This is a genomic window from Streptomyces shenzhenensis (genome assembly GCF_021462265.1).
In the GTDB taxonomy this organism is placed as follows: Bacteria; Actinomycetota; Actinomycetes; order Streptomycetales; family Streptomycetaceae; genus Streptomyces; species Streptomyces shenzhenensis.
Genome location: NZ_JAJONF010000001.1, coordinates 308,106 through 333,616, shown reverse-complemented (window position 1 = coordinate 333,616; position 25,511 = coordinate 308,106). Strand labels below are relative to the sequence as shown.

Sequence of the window (25,511 nt, the reverse complement as noted above, 5' to 3'; positions counted from 1 at the left end):
GGAGCGGCGGGACCGTTCCGGGTTTGATCCGGCCTCGATCCGCGTTCGGTCCGGGATCAATCCAGGATCATTCCGGAGCCATCCGGGCACACGCGTCGATCAGGGACTGCTCGACCTCGTCCAGCGGGCGGTTCGCCGCGATCGCCTTCGCGAGGTAGCGGGCGCCGGTCTGGACGGTGAGGGCGCGAGCCGGGACGTCCAGGGCGGGCCACGGGTCGCCGTCCTCCGGCACGGCCGGACCGCCGGCCGCGCGGTAGGCGGTGAGGAAGCGGGTCCACGCGTCGGGCGGAAGCAGGCCGCAGGCATACCAGGACGCGGGGCGGGCCAGGTCCCAGGCAGGGGCGCCGACGCCGAGATCGTCGACGTCGATGAGCCGCCAGGGGCCGTTCGGCGCCGGATACCGGACCAGCTGGCCGAGGTGCAGGTCGCCGTGGCAGAGGGTGCCGGGGTGGTGGCCGGGCACGGGAGCCTCGGCGCGGGCCCACGCGGGCAGGGCGGACCAGGCACGGAAGACGGGCGGGGCGGCGGGGTGGGAGCCCGCGCCGGTCAGGGCTTTCCGGAGGCGGGCTATCGCGTGGGCCGCCTTGGCGGGGCCGCGCATCGGCGGTGTCGCGGGAGCGGGCGGGGTCCGGTGGAGCCGGGCGAGGAGGGTGGCGGCGGCTTCCCAGGGGGCGGCGTCCGGGGCGTCGGGGTCCACGGGGGCGCCGTACGGCCAGAGGGTGACCGGGCGGTCGTCGACGAAGGCGGCGGGGGCCGGGGCGAGAGGCGGGAGGAAGACGTCGGGGAGACGGGCGGCGGTGGCCAGGCGGAGGGTGAGGGCGGCGGGGTCGGTGCCGGGGGCGTGGACCTTGGCGACGGTTTCCGCGTGCCGGAGGACCGTGGTGTCGGGACGGTGGGCGAGGGTGGTGGTGGCGCAGGCACAGGGGGCCGCGTCGGGGTGGGCGGCGGCTCTGATCCTGGCGGTCAGCTGGGGTGTCACGTCTGTGGTCATGGGGTCCCCCGGGAAGTGCGGCTGTGCTGCGGTGAGGGTACGGGGGCGGGGCGGGCCGGGGTTCACAGCGGGTCGGGGCCGGGGTCGGAGCCTGGGTACCGGGATGCCGCTCACCCGCGCTCGCGGGGTGCTCCCCCAGGGGGAACCCAGCGCCCCACGCTTGGCTTCGCGCACGCGGAGGACCCTCAGCTCCCCAGCGTCACGACTGCCATCAGCCGAGCAGCCGACACTGCTGCCGACAGCTGAGGGGAGCCCCGTACGGCTGAGGTGCCCCGTGAGGGGCGTGGGGCTGAGCCGATGCGCGGCTCAGCGCGGTGGGCGCGGCCGGCCCCACCGGGCCGCGGGGCGCACAGCGAACGCCGCGGCCCCGCGGAAAAAGCAATGCCGGCGCAGCTCCCCAGCTGCGCCGGCATTTTGCCGTCCGCCGCACCCCCGTCCCCACGGGGTTTCATGGGTGGATGTCCCCGCCCGGACCGCTCTTCCGGGCCTGGGGTCGCCGCTCAGCGCCCCAGCATCACTCCCACGGACGACGCCTGTGTGGCCACCGTCTCCCAGCCGTCGAAGACGAGGAGGAGCAAGGCCGCCAGGGGAAGGGCCATCAGCGTCGCCACCAGCGGGTGGCGACGGCCCTGTCGGCGGGGGCGGGTGGTGTGTGTCCGCTGTGCCGTAAGGGCCATGGTCCCTCTCCTGACCGTTCTCAGTTGTCGTTGGCAGCGGCGGGTGTCTGACCTCGGGGGACGAGTGCTGCACCCGCCGCTTGACCTCAAATCTAGGCGCGTGGAGTCTTGCGGACGTCATGCCCTCGTATCGAATCGCGGGCCTCCGAGAGGATGAGCCGTGACCTGCGGTCTACTCCCCTGGGTGGAGACGGGGTACTGCGTCTCCACCTACCCCTCGGGGTCTTCCCGGAGGGGGTGCCCGGTCCTTCCCGGTATTTCCGAGCTGTCCTCGCGGGGCACCGGCTGCTCGACGAGAGCCAGGACCCGGGTCGCCATGAAGCGGGCGGTCCTGACGACCGTCCCGTTTCTCGTGACTTCGCTCACTTCCACCACCCCCCGCCGTACCGCTGTCTCCACCCGGCGCCCCGCCCTGGTAGCCACCACCTCATAGGTGCGGGTCGTGTCGCCGGCGTCCACGACTATCTCCACGCGGTCACCCTTCACAGCATCAATCCCCCTTCTGTGACGGCTTGTTGGAGCAGACGGGTGCTCAAAGGAGCAAATAACGGCACCTTCCTGAGCACTCCTCAAGTCTCGCACCCGACACTGACAATCCATCGGGCCGAGAGGGCGCGGCCTCTGCGCACGGGCGGCCCGGTAAACGTAAGCTGTGCCACGTCAAACGGACCGGGCAGCGGGGATGAACATGGCGATGATGCGCCTGAGGCGCGAGGACCCGCGCGTCGTCGGCTCGTTCAGGCTTCACAGAAGGCTCGGCGCCGGCGGCATGGGCGTGGTCTACCTCGGCTCCGACAAGAAAGGGCAGCGGGTCGCGCTGAAGGTGATCCGGCCCGATCTGGCCGAGGACCAGGAGTTCCGCTCCCGTTTCGCCCGTGAGGTCTCGGCGGCCCGGCGGATCAGGGGCGGTTGCACGGCACGGCTGGTCGCGGCGGATCTCGACGCCGAGCGGCCGTGGTTCGCCACCCAGTACGTACCCGGCCCCTCGCTGCACGACAAGGTAGCCGACGACGGCCCGCTGGGCGCGGCGGACGCGGCGGCGGTCGGCGCCGCGCTGTCCGAGGGCCTGGTCGCCGTGCACGAGGCCGGGGTCGTGCACCGGGACCTCAAACCGTCCAACATCCTGCTGTCCCCGAAGGGGCCGCGGATCATCGACTTCGGCATCGCCTGGGCCACCGGCGCCTCCACCCTCACCCACGTCGGTACGGCGGTCGGCTCCCCCGGGTTCCTCGCGCCCGAGCAGGTACGCGGAGCGGCCGTCACCCCCGCCACGGACGTCTTCTCGCTCGGCGCGACCCTCGCCTACGCCTCGACCGGTGACTCGCCCTTCGGGCACGGCAGTTCCGAGGTGATGCTTTACCGGGTCGTCCACGAGGAGCCGCAGCTGCACGGGGTGCCGGACGCGCTCGCGCCACTGGTGCGGGCCTGCCTGGCCAAGGACCCGGAGGAGCGGCCGAGCACGCTGCAGCTGTCGCTCCGGCTGAAGGAGATCGCCGCACGCGAGGCGCAGGGGCTGGCCGACGCACGGCCGCCCGCGCCGCGTGCCGCGGAGGCGGACCGGCCCACCGGGCGGCTCACCGACACCTACCCGGATCCGCAGCGCACCCAGCGCCGGCCGCGGTCCTCGTCGGGCGCGTCGGGCGCGCCGATGCGGGGCAACGCCCCCTCGCGCGGCGGCAGCGGTCCGCGCCCGACCGGCGGGCTGCCGTCACGGCCGAACGGCTCGCGCCCCACACCCGCCCCGCGCGGCAACGGCACCCGGCCCGGGAACGGAACCGGGAGCCGGCCCGCGTCGCGCGCCGGTGCCGGGCGTCCGGCGCCGCGTCCCACGGGTACCGGACGGCGTCCGGCCAATCCGCGGTTGCTGCGCCAGCGGCTCTTCGTGTTCGTCGTGGTGACCCTGCTGGTGGCGCTCGGGATCGCGCTGGCCCAGGGCTGTTCCGGGCCCGCGCACGGGCTGGGCGTGCCCGGTTCCGGTGTCGTGCCGGCGAAGGCCACGGCCCTCGAGGAGTAGGCAGTCCTACGCCTCGGGGCGGCCGGTGGTCACCGCGTAGAAGGCGACCGCGGCCGCCGCGCCCACGTTGAGGGAGTCGACGCCGTGGGACATCGGGATGCGCACCCATTCGTCGGCGGCGACCAGGGCCTGGGTGGAGAGGCCGTCGCCCTCCGCGCCGAGCATCAGGGCGACCCTGTCCATCCGGTGCGGGGCGGCCTCGTCAAGGCTGCGGGCCTTCTCGTCCGGAGTGAGGGCGAGCAGCGTGAACCCGGCCTCGCGGACCGAGTCCAGCCCCTTGGGCCAGGTGTCGAGACGGGCGTACGGCACGGAGAAGACCGCGCCCATCGAGACCTTCACGCTGCGCCGGTAGAGCGGGTCCGCGCAGTCCGGTGACAGCAGCACCGCGTCCATGCCGAGGGCGGCCGCCGAGCGGAAGATCGCGCCGATGTTGGTGTGGTCGTTGACCGACTCCATGACGACGACCCGGCGGGTGGTGCGCAGCAACTCGGCCGCCGTCGGCAGCGGCTTGCGCTGCATGGAGGCGAGCGCGCCGCGATGCACGTGGTAGCCGGTGACCTTCTCGGCGAGCTCCGGGCTGACCGCGTAGACGGGGGCCGGGAGTTCGTCTATGACGTCGCGCATGACGTCGACCCACTTGGCGGACAGCAGCATGGAACGCATCTCGTAACCCGCGTCCTTCGCCCTGCGGATGACCTTCTCGCCCTCGGCGATGAACAGGCCCTCGGCCGGTTCGCGCTTGCGGCGCAACTCGACGTCGGTCAGGCCCGTGTAGTCACGCAGGCGCGGGTCGTCGGGATCCTCAACGGTGATGAGATCGGCCACAGGGTGATACTGCCTTGTCCTGGGTGTGGTGCCAACGGGCTGGAAGGAGTTGTGTTACCCGGGGTTACGTCAGTGCTCTTCAGGACGCCGTCCGCGGGCCCACGGTCACGACCTCGCCGATCACGATGACCGCCGGGGGTTTCACTTCCTCCGCGCGGACGACCTCGGCGACCGTGGCGAGGGTCGCGTCGACCCGGCGTTGAGCGGCCGTCGTGCCTTCCTGGACCAGGGCGACGGGCGTGTCCGGGGACTTCCCGTGTGCGACCAGGGTCTCGGCGATCTTCCCTATCTTGTCGACGCCCATCAGGACGACGAGGGTCCCGGTGAGCTTGGCGAGGGACGGCCAGTCGGCCAGCGAGCGCTCGTCGTCCGGCGCGACGTGACCGCTGACCACCGTGAACTCGTGTGCGACGCCCCGGTGGGTGACCGGGATGCCCGCGGCGGACGGTACGGAGATCGAGCTGGAGATGCCGGGGACGACCGTGCAGGGGATCCCGGCCTCGGCGAGCGCCTGGACCTCCTCCATGCCCCGGCCGAAGACGTAGGGGTCGCCACCCTTCAGCCGTACGACCGACTTGCCCTGCTTGGCGTGCTCGATCAGGGCGTTGTTGATGGCCTCCTGGGCCATGTAGCGGCCGTACGGGATCTTCGCCGCGTCGATCACCTCGACGTGCGGCGGGAGTTCGGCGAGGAGGTCGCGGGGGCCGAGGCGGTCGGCGATGACGACGTCGGCGGCCGCGAGCAGGCGGCGGCCGCGGACCGTGATGAGGTCGGGGTCGCCGGGGCCGCCGCCCACCAGGGCGACGCCGGGGATCCGGGTGCGGTGGTGGGGGGCGACCAGGGTGCCGTCGCGCAGGCCCTCGACGACCGCGTCCCTGATGGCGGCGGTGTGCCGGGGGTCGCGGCCGCGCGCGTCGGTGGTGAGGACGGCGACGGTGACGCCCTCGCTGTGGCCGGTCGCCGGGGTCCAGGCGGTGGCCTGGTCGGCGTCGTCGGAGCGGACGCACCAGACCCGGTGGCGCTCCGCTTCGGCGGAGGCGGCGGTGTTGGCGGCGGGGTCGCTGGTCGCGATCAGCGCGTACCAGGCTTCGCCGAGGTCGCCGTCCTGGTAAGGGCGCCTGGCCCAGGTGATCTCGCCGGCGTCCGCCATCGCCTCGACGGAAGGGGTGGCTTCCGGGGACACGAGGGTGATGTCGGCGCCTGCCGCGATGAGGGCGGGGAGGCGGCGCTGGGCCACCTGGCCGCCGCCGAGGACGACCACCTTGCGACCGGTGAGGCGGAGGCCTACGGGGTAGGCGGGGTGTTCGGCCATGAGGTGCGGCTCCTCTTTCGGCGGCGGTGCGGTGGCCCTGACGTGCAGATTTTACGGGGCGGGGGCTGGGGACGGTTCCGGTGTCCAGTGGCTGGGCTGCGTGACCGGGTGCGCGGCTGTCGGTGGTTGTGCCCACCCGTTCCGCCAGAGGGAGTCCCCCGGGCCCTTGAGACAGAGGGGAGGAGCGACTGCCCACAAGCACCGGTCGGCCGCCAAGGAACCCGGCGCCGCCGTCCCGCAGCCGCCGGCCGCCGGGCCACAGCCACAGCCACAGCCACAGCCACAGCCACAGCCACAGCCACAGCCACAGCCACCAACGACCGGCCGGCCGCCGCGGGAACCCGGGACCGCCGTCCCCTGCTTCTACTTCTCCGTGACGCCCGCCGAGTCGAAGGTCGCCACCTCGTGCATGGCCCTCGCCGTGCTCTGGACCAGGGGAAGCGCGAGCAGGGCGCCCGTGCCCTCGCCCAGGCGGAGGTCGAGGTCGACGAGGGGGCGCAGGCCGAGTTTGTTCAGGGCTGCCACGTGGCCCGGTTCCGCGCTGCGGTGGCCTGCGATGCAGGCCGCGAGGACCTCCGGTGCGATCGCGCGGGCCACGAGGGCGGCGGCGCCCGCGCTGACGCCGTCCAGGATCACCGGCGTACGCAGGGACGCGCCGCCCAGCAACAGGCCCACCATCGCCGCGTGTTCGAAGCCGCCGACCGCGGCGAGGACACCGATCGGGTCGGCCGGGTCCGGCTGGTGGAGTTCCAGGGCGCGGCGGACCACCTCGGTCTTGCGGGCGAGGGTCTCGTCGTTGATGCCGGTGCCGCGGCCGGTGACCTCGGCGGGGTCGGCGCCCGTGAAGACGGAGATCAGGGCCGCGGACGCGGTGGTGTTCGCGATGCCCATCTCGCCGGTGAGAAGCGCCTTGTTGCCGGCCGCCACCAGGTCGCGGGCGGTCTCGATGCCCACCTCGATGGCCTGCTTGGCCTCCTCGCGGGTCATCGCCGGGCCGGTCGTCATGTCGGAGGTGCCCGCGCGCACCTTGCGGGGCAGCAGGCCCGGCGTGGCGGGCAGTTCGGACGCGACACCGACGTCCACCACGCAGACCTCGGCGCCCACCTGACTCGCGAACGCGTTGCAGACCGCCCCGCCGCCCAGGAAGTTGGCCACCATCTGGGCGGTGACCTCCTGCGGCCACGGCGTGACGCCCTGGGCGTGCACCCCGTGGTCACCGGCGAAGATCGCGACGGCCGCGGGCTCCGGGATCGGCGGCGGGCACTGCCGGGACAGGCCGGACAGCTGGGCGGAGATGATCTCCAGCATGCCGAGCGCACCGGCCGGCTTGGTCATCCGCTTCTGCCGTTCCCAGGCCTCGCCGAGCGCCTTGGCGTCCAGCGGACGGACACTCGCGACGGTCTCGGCGAGCAGGTCGTGCGGGTCCTCACCGGGCAGCGCGCGGCGGCCGTACGTCTCCTCGTGCACCACCCAGGACAGCGGGCGGCGCCTGGACCAGCCGGCCTGCATCAGCTCGGGCTCGTCCGGGAACTCGTCGACGTACCCGACGCACAGGTAGGCGATGACCTCCAGGTGCTCAGGCAGACCGAGGGTGCGGACCATCTCGCGCTCGTCGAAGAAGCTGACCCAGCCGACACCGAGGCCTTCGGCACGCGCGGCGAGCCAGAGGTTCTCGACGGCGAGGGCGGCGGAGTAGGGCGCCATCTGCGGCTGGGTGTGCCGGCCGAGGGTGTGGCGGCCGCCGCGGGTCGGGTCGGCGGTGACGACGATGTTGACCGGGGTGTCGAGGATGGCCTCGATCTTCAGTTCCTTGAACTGCTTCGCGCGGCCCTTGGGGAGGGACTTGGCGTAGGCGTCGCGCTGGCGCATAGCCAGTTCGTGCATCGTGCGGCGGGTGTCGGCCGAGCGGATGACCACGAAGTCCCAGGGCTGGGAGTGTCCGACGGAGGGCGCGGTGTGGGCGGCCTCCAGGACGCGCAGCAGCACCTCGTGCGGGATGGGGTCGCTGCGGAAGCCGTTGCGGATGTCACGGCGTTCGCGCATGACCTTGAGAACGGCCTCGCGCTCGGCGTCGTCGTAGGCGGGTGCGGCCGGGCCGGTGGACTGACGTGCTTCTGCCACGGGGGCCGTGCTTTCTTCCTGGTCGGCCGCCCTGGTGTCCAGGTCCTCCGCCTGCTGTACGACATCGGGGTGCTCCGGCGGCGAAGCGGGTTCGGCCTCGCGGGGCGCGGGGACCGTCGCGGTCTGCTCGGGCAGCGACTCGCCGCCCTGGTCCTGCGCGGGGAGGACCAGCGGGTGGGGCGGGGTCGGGGCGAGATGCGGGGAGGTCGGAACCTGGCCGTCGACGGGGACGAACTCGCCGAGCGGCGGCTCCGGCGACGGTTGCGCCGGGACGGCGGCGGCCGGGGACTCCGGGGCCGCCGGGGCCTCGGCGGGGGCGGGCGCGGCGCCCTGGATCTGCGGGCCCGCGAGGTGGACGGGTGCGTCCACCGGCTGGGCGGGCTGCGCCTCGGGGGTCTCGGCCGGAGGTACGACAGCCGCCCCGGGGACCTGGGACGGGGCGGACGGGGCCGGCGGGGCGACCTGCTCGGCCTCCTGGACGGCCGCCGCGAGGGCTTCCGGCGACTGGGGCGGCTGCGGGACCTCGGCGGCGGGGGCTTCTGGGGCTGCGGGGGCTGCCGGGGCGGGTACCTCGGCGGCGGCCGCCTCCGGCGGCACCGGCGCGGGCGGCGCGGCGGGCACCGGCTGGGCGGGCTCGGCGGCGACAACGTCCGGGGCGGGAAGGGACTCCGGCGCGACGGCTTCCGGCGCGACGGCTTCCGGTACGACCGCTTCCGGTACGACCGCTTCCGGTACGACCGCTTCTGGCGCCGGGCCGGGCTCGGCGGCCTCGGTCTGCGTGACCTGCTCGGCCCCGGCCGCGGCCACGACCTGGGGCTCCGGATCGGTCACCACGGCCTCGGCGACCGGCTCCGCGAGCTGCTGGGCGGTCTCCTCCACCACCGGCGCGGCCTCGGTCACGGCAGGTCCACCGGACGCCGTGTCGGCGCCGGGAGCCCGCACCGCCTCCGGAGCCTCCGGGCTCACCGCGTCCGCGGGAGCCGCCTGCGTCGGCCCCCCGTCCGGCCCCTGCGGAACCTCGGCGGCCACCGAGACCTCCGGGACCTGAGGGGCCTGCGGTACCTGAGGAGCCTGCGGCACCTGCGCGACCTGCGGCGCGACCGGCTCGGCTGCCGGTTCGGACACCGGCACCGGGGCGCCCCCGTCGGCCGGCCCGGCCACGCCCTGCGGACCGTAAGCGTTCTCGGGCTGCACGGCGACGCCGGCCGCCGGGGCCTGCGGCTCGGCCGCGGCGCCGGTGGCCACGGCCGCCGTGGCGAGCCGGGCGACGGCCGCCTGCGCGGGGTCGGACGGGTCGGCCGCGTGCTGCTCGTACGCGACCGCGGGCTGCGGCTGCGGCTCCGGAACGGCGGGAGCGGCAGCGGCGGCGGGAGCCGCGACAGCAACCGGCTCCGCAACCGCGGCGACCGTTTCGGCGGCCGGGGCCTGTGCGGCCGCCTGGGCCACCGGAGCGGCCTGCGGCACCGGCTGCGGGACGCTCTGCGGCGCACCCCAGGGCGCGGCGGACTGCGGCACGGCCTCGTGCGCCGGCTGGACGTCGAGGTACTCGGGACCGCCCGCCGGTGCGCCCGGCTGCCGTGCCGGCGCGCCGGCCGGCCCGCGGTCGGCGAGGGAGCGGACCGGACTGGCGGAGGCGTCGGGGATCGGCGGTCCGAGGTGCAGCGGACGGCGCGGAGCCGGGGCGGCCGCCGGGTCGTGCGGCACGGAGAGGATCGGGGACGCCGGTACGGAGTTGGGCAGCCGGACGGCGGAGAGGTCGACCGCGCCGCTGTCCCGGCCGCTCATCTCGTGCGGGCCGGGCTCGTGGACGGCCTCGACGACCGGCTCCGGGGCCGGCGGCGGCACCTCGTTGCCCCAGGCGCCCTGGGCGCCGGGGAGCAGCAGGTCTTCGTCCTCGGCGGGCGACTCGGAGAGGTAGGTGTACGCGCCGTGCGCCGGAACGCCTGGCTGTTCCACCATGCCTGCGCTCTCCGGCAGTCCCTCGCCCGGGACCTGGCCGGTGTCCGTCATGCGTACCCCTCGCCCATCGGTTAGTGCCTTCTACGACCAGCTCGCCCGGGGCGGCGCACCGACCGCCCCACTGTGAAGAACGAGCGTGCGTGCCCAGCGGCACGAACGACCCGCCAGAAAAGGCGACAAAGCCATTCAGTGGCATTGTCCCGGCCGTCCGACCGTCGCGACAGCGTGATCCGCGACAGTCCGCTGTGGACTGCGCCACGTTGCGCGTCCCCGGTTCCGCCGTACCACACCCGCCCCAAAAGGGGCGTGTTTTCCGGACATTGACGAACGAATCTCCGGGCCACCGGTGTAGTGCAGCGATCGGCCAGCCTACCGCGCGCAGTATGACAACAGGATCACGGGGCGCGGTCGGGCAGCACGCCGCTGAGCAGGAACGCGACGTTCCGCTCGGTCTCCGTCCAGGCCCTGGTGTCGAGTTCGAGAGACTGCAGCAGGGCGCACTCGACCTGGTATCCGTGCTCGGTCAGGCCGCGGCCGACGAGTTCGGCGGCGTCGCGGGTGGCGGCATGGGTGACGATGCGCTGCGGGCGGCGGTCGGCGACCGCGTTCACCACGGCCGCTCCCCCGCCGCCGACCCGGACGACGTCGGGTTCGGGCAGGTCCTCCAGCACGTGCGGGGCGCCGCCGTGCACGATCTGCAGCTGGACCCCGAACCTGCGGGCGGCCGAGTCGCTGCGGACGCAGGCCGCGAGGTCCCGGTCGACCGCGATGACGGCGGCGCCGGCGCGCGCGGCCTCGGTGGCGAACGCGCCGCTGCCGCAGCCGATGTCCCAGACCAGGTCCCCCACCCGGGGGCCCAGCCGGACGAGTTGCGCGGCCCGCAGCAGATCCGTTTCCCCTTCGCCGAGCGCGGCCCCCTCGCCGTACTCCGCGTCGGGCTGCACCCAGCCGCGCGGGCCGGCCGCCGGATCCCGGCCGGCGATCCAGCCGCCGCCCTCGGGCACCGCCGCCGGTCCGGTCGTGCCGCCGATGACGATGACGACGTTGGGGTCGCGCCAGGCGTGGTCGGCGGCCTTGTCGGAGGTGACGACGCTGACCTGTTCGCGGTCGGTGCCGAGTTCCTCGCAGATGACGAAGGTGCGGTGAACGCCCTCCATCAGCAGACCGAGTTCGGCGGGTCCGGCGCCGGGTGAGGTGAGGACGGCGACCTTGGTGTGGGCGCGGCACACATTCACCGCGCGCCGCAGGGTGCGTCGGTGCGCGACGACCACCTGTGCGTCGTCCCAGGGCATGCCGGCACGGGCGAAGGCGGCGGCCACCGAGGAGACAGCGGGGACGACCTCGACCTCCAGGCCGAACTCGGGGGCGCGCAGGGTCCGTACCACGCCGAAGAAGCCGGGGTCGCCGTCGGCGAGCACCACGGCGGTGCCGCGGTGGCCCGCGATGCGGCGGGCGGCGAGGGCGACGCTGCCGAGGCGGATGCGTTCGGCGCCGGGCGGCACCTCGGGGAGGTCCAGATGGTGGGCCGCGCCCGCGACGAGCGTGGCGGCGCCCAGCGCCCCGCGCCCTGCGGCGGTCAGGGGCGAGCCGTCCCAGCCGATCACCGTGACCCGGTCGGCCATCTTCGTCAGTCTCCAGGGTTTTCGCGGGTCGTCAGGGTCGGGGCCCAGAGGGCGGGCTCCGTGAGAGTACCTGGCGGAGGGGTGGGGGGCGCGACGGGGCGGGTCCCGTCGCCGTCAGTTCCAGGAGGTGAAGCCGTCGCTGCCGGCGAGTTCCTCGCCCGCGCCCTCCAGGTCCTCCGGGAGCAGGCTCCACACGATGTAGTCGCTGCGCACGTCCGCCCAGGTGCCGTCCTCGGTGCGGACGTGGACTATGCAGGCGCTGCGCAGCACACCCTCACTGATACAGCCGATCTTCTGTGCCACCTGCTGCGCGGCGGCGTTGTCGGCGGCGGTGCGCAGTTCGATGCGCTCGAACTTCTGGTCACCCAACAGCCATTGGGCGGTGGCGAGCGCGGCCTCGGAGGCGTAGCCCTCGCCACGGGCCCAGGGGGCGATGATGTACGACAACTCGGTCGAGCGGATGTGCCAGTTGGTCTTGGTGAGCCGGACGAGGCCGACCAGGCGCTGGGTGAGGAACTCGGTGACGGCGAGGTCAAGGCCCCGGCCGGCGAGCCGCTCGGCCGACGCGTACTCGGTGATCCAGCGCCGGGCGGCGTCCTCGCTGTACGGCTGGGGCACGCTCGTCCAGGCCCCCACCTGCTCGTCGTTCATCATTTCGGTCAGGGCGGGCACGTCGTCCTCGTCGAGGGGCCGCAGCACCAACCGCTCCGTGCTGATGGAGATGTTGGGGAAGGTGCTTGTCATGCGCCGCTCCGTAACCTTCGGAAATCCTTCAGGGCCAAACCGTCAGGGCCTGCGAACTGCCCAGCATGCAGCATGAAACCACTGAACCGCACGACGGGGTCCACCCGTGGTGACCGAGTGGACCCCGTGCGTGGCGATACGCCGTATACGTGCCGCCGTGCGGGCGGCACGGCTCAGAAGGAGGGGATGACCGAGCCCTGGTACTTGTCCTCGATGAACTTCTTCACCTCGGGCGAGGTGAGGAGCGCCGCGAGCTTCTTCACCCGGGGGTCCTTCTCGTTGCCCTTCTTGACCGCGAGGAAGTTGCCGTACGGGCTGTTCTTCGCGGACTCCAGGACGAGGGCGTCCTGGGCGGGCTTGATGCCGGCCGAGATGGCGTAGTTGCCGTTGATCACCGCGGCGTCCACGTCGTCCAGGGAGCGCGCGGTCTGGACCGCCTCGACCTCCTTGAACTGGAGGTTCTTCGGGTTCTTCGCGATGTCCTGCGGGGTCGCCTCGCTGCCGGCGCCGCCCTTGAGGGTGATGAGTCCGTTCGCGGCGAGCAGCTTGAGGGCGCGCGCCTCGTTCACGGAGTCGTTGGGGACCGCGACGGTCGCACCGCTCTTCAGCGCGTCGACGCTCTTCACCTTGTGGGAGTAGAGGCCGAGCGGCTCCAGGTGCACCGTGACGACGGGCACGATGTGGGTGCCGCGCTTCTTGTTGAAGTCGTCGAGGTAGGGCTTGTTCTGGAAGTAGTTGGCGTCCACCGAGCCGTCCTCGGTCGCCGTGTTCGGCGTGATGTAGTCGGTGAACTCCTTGACCTCCAGGTCGAGTCCGGCCTTCTTCGCCAGGTTGTCCTTGATGTAGTCGAGGATCTCGGCGTGCGGGGTCGGGCTCGCGGCGACGACCAGCGGACCGCTGTAGTCGGCGGAACCGGCGGAGTCCTTGCCCGAGCCGCAGGCGGTGAGCCCGAAGGTGAGGGCTCCGGCGGCGAGGACGGCGGTGGTGAGCTTTGCGGTGATACGCACGAAAAGTGCCTTTCCTTGAGGGTGGAGCGACCCCGCGGCAGGTGGTGCGGGGAAAACGGAGGGGGGTGTCGGGGGCTCAGACGCTCTTGCCGGTGGCCGTCGAGGCCTTCAGCAGGCGCAGCCTCGGCACCGGGCCGGTCTGACCGCCCCGGCGGTGCAGCGAGCGGGCCGCGTAGTCGCCGGCGAACTGGATGACCGAGATGACGACGGCGAGGATGGCGACCGTGATCCACATCAGCCCGGTCTCGAACCGCTGGTAGCCGTAGCGGATGGCGATGTCGCCGAGCCCGCCGGCGCCGACCGTGCCGGCCATGGCGGAGTAGCCGATGAGCGCGACGATCGTGGTCGTGGTGGAGGAGATGAGCGAGGGCAGCGACTCGGGTACGAGGACCTTGCGTACGACGGTCCAGGTGTTGCCGCCCATCGCCTGCACGGCCTCGACCAGTCCGCCGTCCACTTCGCGGACAGCTGTCTCGACCAGGCGGGCGAAGAACGGGATGGCGCCGATCGCGAGCGGCACGATGGCGGCCTCACGCCCGATGGTCGTCCCGGTGATCCAGCGGGTGAAGTTCATCAGCGCGACCATCAGGATGATGAACGGCATCGAGCGGGCGACGTTCACGATCTGCCCGATGACCTTGTTGGCCGGCGTGTTCTGGAGCAGGCCGCCCCGGTCGGTGAGGACGAGCAGGACGCCGAGCGGCAGGCCGCCGGCGACGGCGATCAGCGTGGACCAGCCGACCATGTAGAGCGTGTCCCAACACGCCTGGGAAAGCAGCGGCCGCATCGCGGACCAGTCGGTCCAGGTCACTGGGCACCGTCCTTCACCGGCAGGGCCTCCCGGCCCAGTACGTCGATCTGCAGGCCCTGCTCGCGCAGGAAGCCGATGGGCACCACGTTGTCCTCGTAGCGGCCGGGCAGCTCGATGCGCATCCGGCCGATCTGGAGGCCGCCGACGGTGTCGACGGCGGCGCCGAGGATCGATATGTCGATGTTGTAGGTGCGGGAGAGCCGGGAGACGACCGGCTGGGTGGCGGCCTCGCCGTGGAAGGTGACGTCGAGGACGGTGCGGTCGTCGCCGGAGGCCTCGCCCGCGACCGGGAAGAGCGCGGCGGCCAGTTCGGAGCCAGGGGTCGCGAGCAGCTCGCTGACGGTGCCGTGTTCGACGATCCGGCCCTTCTCCATGAGGGCGGCCGAGTCGCAGACCGTCTTCACGTCGTCCATCTCGTGCGTGATGAGCAGGACGGTCAGGCCCAGCTGCCGGTTCAGGTCGCGCAGCAGCTGGAGGACGGAGCGGGTGGTCTCCGGGTCGAGGGCGCTGGTGGCCTCGTCGGAGAGCAGCACCTTGGGGTCGCCGGCGAGCGCGCGGGCGATGCCGACGCGCTGCTTCTGACCGCCGGAGAGCTGGGCCGGGTAGGCCTTCGCCTTGTCGGCGAGTCCGACGAGGTCGAGCAGCTCCAGCGCCTTGCGGGAACGTTCCTTCCCCGACTTCCCGAGGATTTCGAGCGGCAGCTCGACGTTGTCCTGGACGGTCCGGGAGGACAGCAGGTTGAAGTGCTGGAAGACCATGCCGATCCGGCTGCGCGCCTGCCGCAGCTCCTTTCCTGCCCGGGGACCGCGCCCGGCGAGGGCGGTGAGGTCCCGCCCGTCCACCGTCACGGTGCCGGAGGTGGGGCGCTCCAGCAGGTTGACGCAGCGGATCAGCGAGGACTTGCCGGCGCCGGACTGGCCGATGACGCCGTACACCTCGCCTTCGCGGACATGGAGATCGACGCCGTCGAGGGCGGTGACCTCGCGGCCGCGCGAGCGGGGGGACCGATAGGTTTTCGTCAGGCCCGTTGTGGTGATCACGTGGGTTTCCGTCACTGTCGAGTGCGCGGGCATGGCTGTGCCCTGGTGCACGGGTGCGTTCGTTCAGGGACGCGGCACGGTTCTCGCAGGGGCGCTGAACCGGGGAGAACAAGTGCGCGGGGGGGGGCGGCCTGAGTCACATGCGGGCGTCGTGGCGCCGTACGGACATGCCACCGGTCTCGCTTCGGGGCGCGAGCTCTGGGGTGGTGCGGGGGCCCTCTAGAAGGCGCACATTCGACACATACAACGAGCACCGGGCGTCATGGTCGCCTCGGTCGCAGGGGTGCGGTCGCTCGTCGTGGTCATGCGATCAGTAAACCAGACCTACGGTCCTGACAGGCCGCCGCTGTCCGCATCCTGGACAGCGGCGGACACCCTTCAGCCGCGGGCCGATATCTCGACGGCGCGGTCGGTGACCAGTGCGGACAAGGCCGAGAGGTCCCGCACCACGAGGTCCGCGTCCAGCTCGTGCGCCTCATGGGTTGTGGCCAACGCCACGGTGGTCATGCCGGCCGCGCGGCCCGCCTGCAGTCCGGCGGGGGCGTCCTCGAAGACCACGCAGTGCGCCGGGTCGGCGCCGAGCCGGCGGGCGGCGAGGAGGTAGGGCTCGGGGTCGGGCTTGCCGCGGGTGATGTCGTCGGCGCAGATCAGCGTCTTCGGCCGGATCCCGACCGCTTCCAGGCGGGCCTCGGCCAGCCGGCGGGTGGCGGAGGTGACGACGGCCCAGCGGTCGGCGGGCAGGGAGTCGAGGAGGGCGACGGTGCCGGGAAGCAGGCGGACACCGCCGTTTGGGACGTCCTCCACCTCCAGTTGTTCGATGCGGGCGACCGCCTCCGGCACCAGGGCCGGCGGGAGCAGGTCGGCGACGATGTCCGCGGCGGGCCGTCCGTGCAGTTCGACTCGGGCGAACTCCCCGGCGACGCCGTACTCCGCGGCCCAGAGGGTCCAGCAGCGCTCGACCGATTCGAGGGAGGAGACCAGGGTGCCGTCGTTGTCGAAGAGCAGGGCTTGTGCGTGGAGCGTCATGGTCCAGACCCTACGGTCCACGGCAGGGGCGGCGGCATCGGGCCGTTTCGGCCGTAATAAGGTCACCGCATGCTCAATGCCCTGCTGCTGGTGACCGGAGTCGCCGCGCTGCTGCTCGCCGCGTGGTGCGGCTGGGCGGCGTACCGGGACCAGCCGACGAAGGACTGGCACTTCATCGGGATGGCCGTGGTGACGGTGCTGGCGCTGATCCAACTGATCGCCGGGATCGTGCTGCTGACGCGGGGCGGGAAGCCGGAGCAGGGGACGACGATCTTCGTCGCCTATCTGCTGGGCGCGTTCGCTTGCGTGCCTGCCGCGGGGTTCATGTCGCTCGCCGAGCGGACCCGGTGGGGTTCCGTGACGGTCGCCGCGGGCGGTGTGGTGCTGGCCGTACTGGAGGTGCGGCTCTATGACATCTGGGGAAGGTGAGATGACGGCCGTGGAAGAGGGGCCGAAGCGGCAGCGGCGGCTGACCAGCGGGCCGGGGACGCTGCTGGTGTGGTTCTACGGCGTGATGGTCGTCGGCGCGGTGTCGCGGTCCGCGTACCAGATCGCGACGGAGTTCGGCCGGGCGCCGCTCGCGTACGCGCTGTCCGCCGTCGCCGGGGTGGTGTACGGGTTCATCACGTACACGCTGGTGAGGGGCGGCGAGACGGCCCGCAGGGTGGCGCAGGTGTGCTGCGCCGCCGAGCTCGCGGGGGTGCTGATCGTGGGTACCTGGACCCTCGTCGATCCTTCCGCCTTCCCGGATGCGACCGTGTGGTCGGACTACGGGATGGGGTACGTGTTCATTCCGGTGCTGTTGCCGGTCTCCGCGTTGTACTGGTTGCGGAAGGGCGCCGAGAGGGCAGGGACCTGAGGAACGTGCGCGACTACCGGTGCGTGGTGGCTTGTCGCTCCCACGCGGCGGTAGTCGCACATCAGACGCAGCCCCGCGCCCCTGAAGGGGCGCTCGGCCAAGGGGGTTGAGAAGTCACGCCGTTGTCGCGTAAGTACTGGCCGGCTTCTCCAGGACGATCATCGGGACGCCGTCCGCACCCTTCGAGGTGCCCACGGTTTCGTAGCCGACCCGGCGGTACAGGCGGAGGTTGCCCTCGCTGCGGTGGCCGGTGAACAGGCGGAACTTCTTGGCGCCCCGCTCCTCCTCCAGCGCCCCCTCGGCCGCGCGCAGCAGCCTCGCTCCGATGCCGTGGCCCTGGAGGCGGGGGTGGACGCAGAGTTTGCCGATGGCGGCGGCGCCGTCCTCGGTGACCGAGCCGCGGACCGAGCCGACGACCTCCTCGCCGAGCCGGGCGACGAAGACGCAGTCGGTGGCGAGCTCCTGGCGGACCGAGTCGAGGCTCTGGACGAGCGGGTCGATGCGATAGTTGCCGTACAGCGCCGCCTCACTCTGGAAGCACAGGTACTGGAGCCTGAAGATCTGCTCTGCATCCTGCTCGGTCGCCACCGAGATGGTCACGCTCATGCCCATGTGCGCACGCCTCCCGCTCACCTGATCACCTGTCGTTCCCACTCCTATCCCCGCGCTTCGCGGGGTGCAACCTCCGGCGTCAACAATCGGCGTAGACATCCCAGACATCTGGCACGTTCCGGGCCGATACTGCCCTGTGAGATACCCAACTCCCCCGCGATCTCCGGGTATGTCAGGTCATTGGGGGAGAGCAGGGCCTGAAGGAGACGGGGGCAGCGGCCGGGCAGGCGGGTCACCGCCTCGCGCAGGGCGCGGTGGCGGGCGGAGATGAGGACACGCTGTTCGGGGGTGAGGGTGGCCCGGTCGGCGGGGTCGGTGGCGTAGGGGCGTTCCCGGCGGGAGGTGCGGCGGGTGCGGCGGGACTCGGCGCGGACCGCCCGGCGCAGCCAGTCCTCGGGGGCGCGGGGTGGGCCGTGGGTCGCCAGGCGTTCCAGCAGGCGCAGCCAGACAGTCTGTTCCAGGTCGCGGGGGTCGCATCCGGACGCGTGTGCCTCGGCCGAGGCTTCGGCGGTGAGCAGCGGGCGCAGGGCGGTGACCAGGTCGTGCGTCATGTGCGAAACGACGCGGCCGCCCCGGGGCAGGTTGCCGGGGCGGCCGGGAGAGACCCGAACGGGGTGTGGTGGCTCAGCCGTTGACGAAGTCGGCGCGGGCCAGCAGCGCGGTGTCGGCGTTGTCGGTGAAGACGCCGTCGATGCCGGTCTCGAAGTACTTCTGGAAGACGGCGAACACGTCGCCATAGGCGTCCGCGGCGCTGCCCTTGCGGTAGGCCGGGGGCAGGAAGGGGTTCTCGTTGCGCATGGTGTACGGGTGGAGGATCAGGCCCACCTTGTGGGCGTCCGCGACCAGCGTGCTCGGCGTGGTGAGGTTGCCGGCCGCGTCCTTGGGGATGATCAGGTCGAGGGTCGGGCCGATGCCCTGCGCGTAACCGGCGATCTCCCGCAGGCCCTTGGGGGTGACCAGGTCGGCGACGGTGCGCGGGTCGCCCGTCGCGACGAAGTCGTAGGGCCGGGTGCCGGCGGCGGAGAGCAGCACCACCAGCGGGTTGTCGAGCAGTGTGTTCAGGCGCTGGATGCTGGACGGCTCGAAGGACTGCAGGATGACCGGCGAGTGCCGCTTGTCCTTGCCGTGCTTGCGCAGCAGCTTGGCGACCCGCTCCTCGAGGCCGAGGCCGAGGCCGCGGAAGTAGGTGGGGTGCTTGGTCTCGGGGTAGATCCAGACCTGCTTGCCGCGCTTGCGGGTCTGCTCGTCCTGCCACCTGAGGACTTCCTCGAAGGTGGGGATCTCCCAGCGGCCGTTGTAGAGCGTGTTGTGCGGGCGGTTGGCCGGGATGCGCTCGACCGCGCGCAGCGTCTTCAGTTCGGCGAGCGTGAAGTCCTCGGTGAACCAGCCGGTGGTGGGCACGCCGTCCAGCGTCTTGGTGGTCCTGCGGTCGGCGAACTCCTTGTGGTCGGCCACGTCCGTGGTGCCGCCGATCTCGGGCTCGTGGCGGCAGACCAGGTGACCGTCCTTGGTGGGGACGAGGTCGCCGGCCTCGACGACGTCGGCGCCGAGGTCCAGTGCGAGGTTGTAGGAGCCGAAGGTGTGCTCCGGGCGGTAGCCGCTGGAGCCCCGGTGGCCGATGATCGTCGGCTTGGGAAGGCTCTTGAGGCCGCTGCTGCCGTGGCCGGCCTGGCCGGCCTCGGCCGCCCTGGCCGCACCGGGCAGCCCGAGGACCGCGCCGCCGGCCCCGAGCACCGCGGCGCCGAGCAGCGCCCGCCGTCCGGTCGCACCGTTCGCCTGCGTCCGCTTGTCCGAGTCGTGCGTGTTCATGAGCGCTCTCCTGACCTTCGCCCTTCGATGCCGGCTGATCGTAGGGCGGCGCATGTGGCCGAAGGGAGACCGCCGGCCCAACGGCCGGATGACGCCGTATGGCTGATGGGCGGCGGGGGGTGACGGCCCGTCGGCGACTTCCGTCACATCGCCGGGCGCCCGCCGCGGCCCGGCGGCGGGGCGTCACCGCAGGTAAACCAGTGTCAACACTACGTAAGACCTCGGTGAACCGGCCGTTCCCGATGTGCGCTTCCCATGGAGCCGCGAGTAATGTCCTCACCTGCACAGACTCATACCGCCCCTCGACATCGGAGGACCCGTTGTCCCGCTTCGCGCTCATCAAGGCAGTGCTCGGACCGATCATGCGTCTGATGTTCCGCCCCCAGGTGGAGGGCGTGGAGCACATCCCGGGGGACGGCCCGGTCATCCTCGCCGGCAACCACCTCACGTTCATCGACTCGATGATCCTGCCGCTCGTGAGCAAGCGGCAGGTGTTCTTCATCGGCAAGGACGAGTACGTCACCGGGAAGGGCTTCAAGGGCCGGCTGATGGCCTGGTTCTTCACCGGTGTCGGCATGATCCCGGTGGACCGGGACGGCGCGAGCGGCGGGGTCGCGGCGCTGATGACCGGCAAGCGGATCCTGGACGAGGGCAGGATCTTCGGGATCTACCCGGAGGGCACCCGCTCCCCCGACGGCCGGCTCTACCGGGGCCGTACCGGGATCGCGCGGCTGACGCTGATGACCGGCGCGCCGGTGGTGCCGTTCGCGATGATCGGCACGGACAAGCTGCAGCCGGGCGGCGCGGGCATCCCGCGGCCGGGCAAGGTCACCGTCCGGTTCGGTGCGGCCATGGAGTTCTCGCGGTACGAGGGGATGGACCGGGACCGCTACGTGCTGCGGGCCGTGACCGACTCGGTGATGGCCGAGGTGATGCGGCTGTCCGGGCAGGAGTACGTGGACATGTACGCCACGAAGGCGAAGGCCGCCTGACGGCGCGGTCCAGCCGGCACTCTTTCGGCTCAGGGGCACGGACCAGTGGTCCGTGCCCTTCTGTCTGCCATCTGCCTGACACCCGTTCGGGGTCCGCCTGCTGGTGGAATCTGCCCCGACACATCAGTCAATCATTCGCATTTACCAGCCATATGAGCACACAGCATGTCTTATTTAGATATGCAGAAACCTTCTCGGCGTACCCTGCTCCGTGCTCCGTTCGCTGCCGCCGGCGCGGCGCTTCTCGCGGCGTGTAGCGACTTCGGCCCCGAATCCCGTTCGGGCCCGCAACACACGGCCGGCACCATGGCGTTCGTCCCACAGGGACCCAAGGGGTACGTCAACCCGTCGGACCCGGAGGTGCTCGCGGCCGAGCGGAAACGAGGGTCCGGTCCCGTCCGCATGGTCCGGTTCACGGCCGCCAGGAGCATGCTGGACCTGGGCGGGCGGTCGGTCCACAGCTGGGCGTACAACGAGACGGTCCCGGGACCGCTGGTCCGCGTCACCGCCGGTGACGTGCTCAGCCTGACCCTCTCCAACCAGCTCACCGAGAAGACCACCCTGCACGCCCACGGGGTGCGGCTGCGCAACGACATGGACGGTGTTCCGGACCTGACCCAGCCCCCCGTCGCGCCGGGGACGGACTTCGTCTACCGGTTCGTCGCCGCCCACCCGGGTACGTACCTGCTCCACTCGCACGTCGGCATGCAGCCCGACCGGGCCCTCTACGCGCCGCTGATCGTCGACGACCCGAAGGAGCCGCTCGCCTACGACCAGGAGTGGGTCGTCGTCCTGGACGACTGGGTCGACGACATCGACGGCTCCAGCCCCGAGCTGGTGCTCGACCAGCTCAAGCCGGGCGGGGCCAAGGCGATGAAGATGGGCATGGGCATGGGCCCCGGCCACGACAGTCCGAGCCCCCACGGATCGGCGCACGCGCCCGCCTCCCCGTCCAAGTCCAGGTCCAGGTCCAAGACGCCGACGGGCCCCGACCGGGTGCTGCGCAACTCCCACAGCGCTCTGCTCCACGGCGAGGGCGGCAACGTCGCCTACCCGTGCTACCTGGCCAACGGGCGTCTGCGCACCAATCCCTCCGTCTTCCGCTGCCGCCCCGGCGACCGGGTGCGGATCCGCCTCATCAACGCGGGCTCCGAGACGGCCTTCCGGGTCGCGCTCGGCGGCCACGCCATGACCGTCACCCACACCGACGGCTATCCCGTGCAGCACAGAAGGACCGACGCGCTGCTCATCGGCATGGCCGAGCGCTACGACGTCCTCGTCACCGCCAAGGACGGCGTCTTCCCGCTCGTCGCACTCGCCGAGGGCAAGAAGGGCAAGGCGCTCGCGATCCTCCGCACCGACAAGGGCAGAAACCTTCCCGCGCCGGATGTCCGCCCGGCCGAACTGGACCGCGAGATCGTACCGGCGCGCCGCCTGCTGCCGGCCGAGTCCGTCGCCATGGACGACCGGGTCCCCGACCGCGACCTGCTCATCCGGATCACGGGGACGATGGAGAGGTACGACTGGGGGTTCGACCACAAGCAGTACGACGTGCGGGAACGGCATGCGGTGCGGGCCGGGGAGCGGGTGCGGCTGACGCTCGTCAACGCGACCGACATGTGGCATCCGATGCACCTGCACGGGCACACGTTCTCGGTCACCGGGATCAGCTCGACGGGAGCGCGCAAGGACACGACGATCGTGTTGCCGCACCGCAAGCTGGTGCTCGACTTCGATGCCGACAACCCGGGGTTGTGGATGCTGCACTGTCACAACCAGTACCACTCGGAGAGCGGGATGATGACGGTGCTGGGTTACAAGAAGTGAGGAACGGCCCTCGGTGGTGTTTCGGGTGCGGGCGCGTGGGGGCTGATCGCGCCCGCGCCGCGGTGGCCGCACATCGGATACGGCCCCGCGCGCCTTACGGGGCGCTGCCCCACAGAGGTGCTCAGAGTTTCTGGTTCTTCAGCAGGAACCAGGCCACCACTGCCGTTGCCAGCAGGACCGCGGAGCCCGCGCCCGAGGCCAGGTGGAGGCCGTGGGTGAAGGAGTCGCGGGCAGCGGTCAGCATGGTGGTCGCGGCGGGGGCGGGCATGGTCGTCGACGCCTCCACCGCCGCGCCCAGCGATTCACGGGCGCCGGCCGGGGTGCCCGGCGGGGCCGTGAAGCCGCGGTAGACGCCGGTCACGATCGAGCCGAGCAGGGCGATGCCCAGCGCGGCGCCCAGTTCGTACGCCGTCTCGGAGACCGCCGAGGCGGCGCCGGCCTGGTCCTTGGGGACGCTGGAGAGGATGACGTCCGCCGTGACCGTGAAGGAGAAGCCCGCGCCGACGCCGACCACCAGGAGGGCGGCGCCGAGGACCGGGTAACCGGTGGACCGCGAGAGGGTGGTCAGGGCCGCCAGCGCCACGCCCACGGCCGCCAGGCCGCCGGAGACCACCACCCGGACCGAGTGGCGGCGGGCCTGGTGGCCGGCCACCCGGCCCGCCGCAACCGCGCCGACGGCGGCCGGGAGTTCGGCGAGGCCCGCCTCGAACGGGTGCCTGCCCTGGACCAGCTGCAGGAACTGGGAGAGGAAGAACACCAGGCCGGACATGCCGAGCACGGTCAGCAGGTCGGCCAGGACCGCGCCGCTGAAGCCGCGGTTGCGGAACAGCCGCATGTCCAGCAGGGGCCTGGGCATCGTGAGCTGGCGGCGGACGAAGCCGTGAAGGGCCGCGCTGCCGAGGAGGGCGGCGGCCGCGGTCACGCCGGTGAGGCCGTGGGCCGCGGCCTCCTTCACCGCGTACACGACGGCGATCATGCCGACCAGCGACAGCACGACGCTGAGCAGGTCCCAGGGGCCGGGGTCGGGGTTGCGGGATTCGGGGAGCGTCCTGACGCCGACGAGGACCAGGAGCACCATCACGGGCAGGTTGATCAGGAAGACCGAGCCCCACCAGAAGTGCTCGAGGAGGAAGCCGCCCGCGATCGGGCCGACGGCCGTACCGGCCGAGGCCGCCGCGCCCCAGACGCCGACGGCGAGACTGCGCTCGCGCGGGTCGTGGAAGAGGTTGCGGATCAGCGCGAGGGTGGCGGGCATCAGGGTCGCGCCCGCGACGCCGAGCAGGGCGCGGGCCGCGATCAGCATCCCGGGGGTCGTCGCGTACGCGTTCAGGACGGACACCGCGCCGAACGCCGTGGCGCCGACGAGCAGGATCCGCTTGCGGCCGATGCGGTCCCCGAGGCTGCCCATCGAGACCAGCAGACCGGCGATGACGAACGAGTACACGTCGCCGATCCAGAGCAGCTGGGTACCGGAGGGATTGAGGTCTTCGCTGATGTAGGGGGTCGCGAGACCGAGGACGGTCGCGTCGACGGCCACCAGCAGCACGGCGAGCACGAGGGCGGAGAGCGCGAGCCAGCGGCCCGGCCGCTTCTCCTCCGTCTCCGTCACGCGCGCCGGCTGCAGGGTGCTGGTCATGATTCCTCTCTTCGCAGTGCGCCGCCGAGCAACAGCTCGACGATCATGTGGGTGAAGTCCTTGCGGGCGACCCGGCCTTCGGAGACCGCCCAGGCGGCGGAGGCCAGCAGGCCGTACAGCGCCTCGGTGAGCCAGGCGGGCGTGAGGTCGATACGGAACTCGCCGCTGCGCTGACCGCGCCGGAAGAGGCCCGCGACACGGTCGTCGATCCGCGTCCAGCCCTGGTTCTGTTCCTCGCCCTCGAACAGCTGGTTCTCGGTGTAGAGGAAGGCGAGCAGGCCGGCGGCCGGTTCGATCTCGCGGACCAGGCGGTGCACGGCGTCGGTCGCGGGGCCCTCGTCCAGGCGGGCCGCGTCCAGGGCCGCCTCGCACTCCTCGATGCCGAGTGCCTCCAGCGCGCGCACCAGCGCGTCGCGTCCCGCGAAGTGCCGGTGCAGGGTGGCCCGGCTGATGCCGGCGGCCCTGGCGACCTCGTCCATGGTCGCGGTGGATTTGCGGGTCAGCAGGGCGGCTGCGCTGCGCAGGACGTGGTCACGGTCGAGGGCCATGAGACAAGGATAACCCAGGTGAGACATTCATGTCTCACCTGGGGCATGTGGGAATCATAAGGGCTGGTCGGAGGTGGTTTCGCGTCAGTGCCAGGGCAGGCTGCCGCGTCGCTCCCAGTAGACGCGCGGCTCTTCGGCCAGGGTGGCGAGGCGGGTCAGCTGGTCCGCGTCGAGGTCGACCACGGCCGCGTGCAGGTTGGAGGCCAGCTGGGCGACCGTCGCCGCGCCGGAGAGGACGACGCCGGCCCAGGGCTGGCGGAGTACGACCGCGAGGGCGACGGCGTCGCAGCCCAGGCCGGTCTCCTCGGCCACGGCCCGCACGACGTCGGGGGCGTGCGGGGCGGCCAGACGGCCGTTGGCCATGCCCTCCTTCACGATCACCGTCAGGCCGGCGTCGTGCGCCTCGGCGAGCGCGGGGCCCGCCGAGGTCTCCAGGGCGTTGTACGTCGACTGGACGGTACGGAAGAGGGGCTCGCCGTCGACCGTGACGGCGAGCGCGGCGCGAATGGCGTCGGCCTGCGCGGGGCCGCTGGTGGAGAAGCCGACGGTGATGCCGGTGGCGGCCGCTTCGGCGAGGCGGGCGTGGAGTTCCTTGTCGGTGAGCGCGGGACTGTCCGGGGTCACCGAGTGGATCTGGTAGAGGTCGAGGCGGTCGCCGAGCAGTCCGGCGGTCTCGGCCCGCTGCCGGTCGTAGGTCTGGACGCTGTGGTCCTTGACCTCGTGGGTCTCGGCGTCCGCGGACCAGCCTGCCGTGTAGGTGTAGCCCCACTTGCTGCCGATGACCACGTCGTCGATGCCGGGGTGGGCGGTCAGCCAGTCGGCCAGGAACTCCTCGCTGCGGCCGTAGGAGCGGGCCACGTCGAAGTAGCGGACGCCCTGGGCGTAGGCGGCGTCGAGGAGTTCGTGGGTCCGGGTGCGGAGCGCGGCCACGCTGCGATCAGTGCCCAGGTCCTCTTCACGGCCGAGGTTGATGTAGCCGGGGCGGCCGACCGCGGCGAGGCCCAGGCCGATGTGGCAGGTGGGGGTTGTCGCTGTTGCCAGTCGGGCGAAGGGCATCGCGGGCTCCGTTTCGGTCGGCT

The 25,511-nt window shown here is 72.3% G+C and carries 23 protein-coding genes; 5 read left to right on the top strand and 18 right to left on the bottom strand.

Going from position 1 to position 25,511, the window contains the following annotated elements; all coding sequences use genetic code 11:
• Positions 1–67 precede the first annotated feature (67 nt).
• From LQ326_RS01570 to LQ326_RS01560, 3 genes are all read right to left on the bottom strand, one after another.
• Entirely contained in the window at positions 68–991 is a 924-nt protein-coding gene (locus tag LQ326_RS01570) for a phosphotransferase family protein (RefSeq protein ID WP_234531627.1), read from the bottom strand.
• Between the two features lie 500 nt (positions 992–1,491).
• Complete coding sequence (locus LQ326_RS01565; RefSeq protein WP_046726640.1) at positions 1,492–1,668, bottom strand: hypothetical protein; 177 nt, start codon at positions 1,666–1,668, stop codon at positions 1,492–1,494.
• Between the two features lie 210 nt (positions 1,669–1,878).
• Positions 1,879–2,154 (bottom strand): DUF8836 family protein, encoded by a 276-nt coding sequence (locus tag LQ326_RS01560; protein ID WP_234531626.1) that lies wholly within the window; start codon positions 2,152–2,154, stop codon positions 1,879–1,881.
• A gap of 196 nt (positions 2,155–2,350) precedes the next feature.
• Between LQ326_RS01560 and LQ326_RS01555 the strand changes: the two genes are divergently transcribed.
• Positions 2,351–3,682 carry a serine/threonine-protein kinase gene (locus LQ326_RS01555; protein ID WP_234531625.1) on the top strand — a complete coding sequence of 444 codons (1,332 nt, stop codon included), beginning with the start codon at positions 2,351–2,353 and terminating at the stop codon, positions 3,680–3,682.
• Between the two features lie 6 nt (positions 3,683–3,688).
• On the opposite strand, the gene LQ326_RS01550 is transcribed toward LQ326_RS01555, so the two are convergent.
• From LQ326_RS01550 to LQ326_RS01510, 9 genes are all read right to left on the bottom strand, one after another.
• A complete protein-coding gene (locus tag LQ326_RS01550; RefSeq protein ID WP_089103193.1) occupies positions 3,689–4,507 on the bottom strand; it encodes a TrmH family RNA methyltransferase in 819 nt (272 codons plus the stop codon).
• 79 nt (positions 4,508–4,586) lie between these two features.
• Entirely contained in the window at positions 4,587–5,819 is a 1,233-nt protein-coding gene (gene cobA, locus LQ326_RS01545) for a uroporphyrinogen-III C-methyltransferase (RefSeq protein ID WP_234531624.1), read from the bottom strand.
• A 363-nt stretch (positions 5,820–6,182) separates the two neighbouring features.
• Entirely contained in the window at positions 6,183–9,950 is a 3,768-nt protein-coding gene (cobT, locus tag LQ326_RS01540; RefSeq protein WP_234531623.1) for a nicotinate-nucleotide--dimethylbenzimidazole phosphoribosyltransferase, read from the bottom strand.
• A gap of 344 nt (positions 9,951–10,294) precedes the next feature.
• A complete protein-coding gene (gene cbiE / locus LQ326_RS01535) occupies positions 10,295–11,521 on the bottom strand; it encodes a precorrin-6y C5,15-methyltransferase (decarboxylating) subunit CbiE (RefSeq protein WP_234531622.1) in 1,227 nt (408 codons plus the stop codon).
• A 114-nt stretch (positions 11,522–11,635) separates the two neighbouring features.
• Positions 11,636–12,265 (bottom strand): GNAT family N-acetyltransferase, encoded by a 630-nt coding sequence (locus LQ326_RS01530; protein WP_234531620.1) that lies wholly within the window; start codon positions 12,263–12,265, stop codon positions 11,636–11,638.
• Between the two features lie 173 nt (positions 12,266–12,438).
• Positions 12,439–13,272, bottom strand: a complete 834-nt coding sequence (locus LQ326_RS01525; protein WP_234531618.1) for a MetQ/NlpA family ABC transporter substrate-binding protein — start codon at positions 13,270–13,272, stop codon at positions 12,439–12,441.
• Positions 13,273–13,348: 76 nt separating this feature from the next.
• Positions 13,349–14,059, bottom strand: a complete 711-nt coding sequence (locus LQ326_RS01520) for a methionine ABC transporter permease (RefSeq protein ID WP_234531907.1) — start codon at positions 14,057–14,059, stop codon at positions 13,349–13,351.
• A 20-nt stretch (positions 14,060–14,079) separates the two neighbouring features.
• On the bottom strand, positions 14,080–15,123 hold the full coding sequence (locus tag LQ326_RS01515; RefSeq protein ID WP_234531617.1) for a methionine ABC transporter ATP-binding protein: 1,044 nt from the start codon (positions 15,121–15,123) through the stop codon (positions 14,080–14,082).
• Positions 15,124–15,501: 378 nt separating this feature from the next.
• Complete coding sequence (locus LQ326_RS01510) at positions 15,502–16,149, bottom strand: HAD family hydrolase (protein WP_234531616.1); 648 nt, start codon at positions 16,147–16,149, stop codon at positions 15,502–15,504.
• 69 nt (positions 16,150–16,218) lie between these two features.
• Between LQ326_RS01510 and LQ326_RS01505 the strand changes: the two genes are divergently transcribed.
• Together LQ326_RS01505 and LQ326_RS01500 are read left to right on the top strand one after the other, a co-directional pair.
• Positions 16,219–16,578, top strand: coding sequence for a hypothetical protein (locus LQ326_RS01505; protein ID WP_234531615.1), 360 nt, complete (start codon positions 16,219–16,221; stop codon positions 16,576–16,578).
• Positions 16,559–17,008, top strand: coding sequence for a hypothetical protein (locus tag LQ326_RS01500; RefSeq protein ID WP_234531614.1), 450 nt, complete (start codon positions 16,559–16,561; stop codon positions 17,006–17,008). Before LQ326_RS01505 ends, LQ326_RS01500 begins: the two co-directional genes overlap by 20 nt.
• A gap of 114 nt (positions 17,009–17,122) precedes the next feature.
• Here LQ326_RS01500 and LQ326_RS01495 read toward each other — a convergent pair whose 3' ends face one another.
• The 3 genes from LQ326_RS01495 to LQ326_RS01485 form a co-directional block, all read right to left on the bottom strand.
• Positions 17,123–17,620 carry a GNAT family N-acetyltransferase gene (locus LQ326_RS01495; RefSeq protein ID WP_181806979.1) on the bottom strand — a complete coding sequence of 166 codons (498 nt, stop codon included), beginning with the start codon at positions 17,618–17,620 and terminating at the stop codon, positions 17,123–17,125.
• Positions 17,621–17,664: 44 nt separating this feature from the next.
• A complete protein-coding gene (locus LQ326_RS01490; protein WP_234531613.1) occupies positions 17,665–18,171 on the bottom strand; it encodes a sigma-70 family RNA polymerase sigma factor in 507 nt (168 codons plus the stop codon).
• A 73-nt stretch (positions 18,172–18,244) separates the two neighbouring features.
• A complete protein-coding gene (locus LQ326_RS01485; RefSeq protein WP_234531612.1) occupies positions 18,245–19,429 on the bottom strand; it encodes a glycerophosphodiester phosphodiesterase in 1,185 nt (394 codons plus the stop codon).
• 320 nt (positions 19,430–19,749) lie between these two features.
• Here LQ326_RS01485 and LQ326_RS01480 point away from each other — a divergent pair, with 320 nt between their 5' ends.
• Both LQ326_RS01480 and LQ326_RS01475 read left to right on the top strand, forming a co-directional pair.
• Entirely contained in the window at positions 19,750–20,421 is a 672-nt protein-coding gene (locus tag LQ326_RS01480) for a lysophospholipid acyltransferase family protein (protein WP_308401844.1), read from the top strand.
• 180 nt (positions 20,422–20,601) lie between these two features.
• Positions 20,602–22,248, top strand: a complete 1,647-nt coding sequence (locus LQ326_RS01475; protein ID WP_234531611.1) for a multicopper oxidase family protein — start codon at positions 20,602–20,604, stop codon at positions 22,246–22,248.
• Positions 22,249–22,369: 121 nt separating this feature from the next.
• Here the strand turns inward: LQ326_RS01475 and LQ326_RS01470 are convergent, their stop codons facing one another.
• The 3 genes from LQ326_RS01470 to LQ326_RS01460 all read right to left on the bottom strand — a co-directional run bounded on the left by LQ326_RS01470 (position 22,370) and on the right by LQ326_RS01460 (position 25,488).
• Positions 22,370–23,884: an MFS transporter gene (locus LQ326_RS01470; RefSeq protein WP_234531610.1), complete on the bottom strand. Its 1,515-nt coding sequence runs from the start codon at positions 23,882–23,884 to the stop codon at positions 22,370–22,372.
• Complete coding sequence (locus LQ326_RS01465) at positions 23,881–24,432, bottom strand: TetR/AcrR family transcriptional regulator (protein ID WP_234531609.1); 552 nt, start codon at positions 24,430–24,432, stop codon at positions 23,881–23,883. Before LQ326_RS01465 ends, LQ326_RS01470 begins: the two co-directional genes overlap by 4 nt.
• Before the next feature lie 84 nt (positions 24,433–24,516).
• The gene (locus tag LQ326_RS01460) at positions 24,517–25,488 is read right to left on the bottom strand and encodes an aldo/keto reductase (protein WP_234531607.1); all 972 of its coding nucleotides are present in this window, start codon (positions 25,486–25,488) and stop codon (positions 24,517–24,519) included.
• Between the last annotated feature and the right edge of the window lie 23 nt (positions 25,489–25,511).